We start from the raw sequence: 2,093 nt of genomic DNA on the forward strand, positions 1-2,093 counted from the left end.
CTATTACCTCAGCCAGTATTACCGAACAGTTAAGCTTTAGGATCAAGTGGAATTTCTGGGGGAGAACCTAAATTTTCACCTCTTTGCTGACAGACAGTAGTTAATCAGCAATCGGCAAAAGCAGTAGGCAACTCTTATAATGATAACAACAAGCGCGGTTTACTTATTTTTAGTGGCAAGTTTCACATTACTGGCTTTACTTTTCAGTCCATTTACTCCACAGGTTTTACGTTTGCCCAAGCTTTACCAAACTTTCAAAGTTTTAGTAAAGCCGCAATTTAGCTATGTAAGCTATCATTAAATTTATCAACCAAAAAGTTCGTATTAATGTCCTGCAGAAGGTTTTGACCCTGCCATGATCGGGAAGATTCCAGATATTTTCTTTAAGCGCAGTCATGAAATCACATTTTATAACGAAAATTCTGGAATGACGGGTTATTGGAGACAGGTGATTATACCATGTCTTCCCGGAATTTTCGCAGAGTAACGAAGAAAATATCCGGGATCCCGAACTTAGGAGCACCTACAGAGCCTGGCCTGCTTGATATCTCATATATGCATACTAAGGCCGCGGAGACCTCCCGCTGAGGAATCCGCCGGAAAGCAAAGGTATAGGCTTTATTACATCACCTTCTTTTAAGATGATGCCCTCGATACCAGGCGCTCTACAAATTCTTCATCGAGCTTCAGCATCAGAGTTGGTGAGAAATAATTGGTTTCCACTGTTTTGATCTTAGCTATCATGCCCCTGATCTTCTCTGCTTTGTTCTTCTTGATATCACTGATGGACACTTTCATAATCTTCGAAAGCAACAGGATATGTTCACAGCTATCTTTGCCTTGTAGCCTTATCTGCCTTTGAATACTGTTGATCAATTGGTTGAACAGGTCGAAATCATTAACCAGGCAATATTGAAGCGCCAGAATGATCTTTATCTCCAACTGCATATGCGGAAGCTTTTTAAGGCTTACGTCATTCAGCAGGTTATTGATCCATTTAGCGGCCTCGTCATATTTATTAACATAGTAGCACGATAGCGCACGATACATGGCATATGTAACATAAGTAGGACCATCCAGCTTGTCTATTTCAAAATCATGAAAGAGCCCCTCATTTTCTTCATAGATCTCCCGGGTAGTATTCATCCGGATGTGCCGCTGCATTTTGGTAACCAAAAACTGCGCAGGATAAGTATATAAAGTATAGCTGGTAAGCAGATTACTGGCCGCGTCATTGACCTCCTCATAGTATTTTTCTGCCTTTCTGTATACTTTGTAGTGGTTATAATATTCAAGCTTCAGGAACTCAAAAACCAGGTTGAGGTGGTAATAGATGGAGTCCATCTGGTATTGGCTGAATATCTTTTGAACATTGTCAAGAATGTCTTCGATAGGCTCCAGGTCATCGTCCATGGAGTCCTGATGATCTACGAAAAGCCTGTGGAAGATGGCCATACAGCTATAGTAAACATACAAACGGTGTGATTCATAGAGCACGCTTACATTATAGGTTTCTCTCAGCAGCAGTGTAAGGCCAAGTTTATCGGTATCATCACCAGAAAGTGCAAATTGTCCATATTTCTTAAAATATTCTGCCAGCAAATCTTCCGCCTTATCTACTGCCAGCATATACGCCACATGCCTGTTGTACAACTGGGAGTAGTTGAAGTAGTCAGGCGAATTGAGGTGCAGCTTTTTCAATGATTTATATATGATAGTCAGTTCGTTTGACAAATCGTAGTCCAAAAGCTCCTTCTCAAGTTTTTTAAGGGTGGCGATGGCAATGGCCTTCTTCTTGGTGAAAATGATCTCATTGATATTGGCAACCTTTTTCAGAATATCTGTCCTTGGGCTTTCCATCTGCTGGATCAGGTACTCTTCAATCTTTTGGTTTAGCCTCGACCGTAATGTGTAGTAGGCATTGGTATTTACATCCAGCTCCTGCATAATCTTGGTATCAGAAAGCTGCCTTTCCCTCATTGCCTTTATAAGATAAGCTGATTTATCCGCATTGCTTTCTAATAGTGAGTCATGTATTGCCTGAAAATCCCTGTTGGATAATTGCTTGATAATATTTTTCAGCTTAGCCATAT

1 protein-coding gene is annotated in these 2,093 nt (G+C 40.7%); it reads right to left on the bottom strand.

The window, feature by feature from the left end; genetic code table 11:
• Window positions 1-636 precede the first annotated feature (636 nt).
• The coding region (locus tag E1163_RS30255; RefSeq protein ID WP_185155903.1) for a hypothetical protein at window positions 637-2,093 on the bottom strand (1,457 nt) is incomplete at its 5' end.

This window comes from Fulvivirga kasyanovii (assembly GCF_009711405.1).
Lineage (GTDB): Bacteria > Bacteroidota > Bacteroidia > Cytophagales > Cyclobacteriaceae > Fulvivirga > Fulvivirga kasyanovii.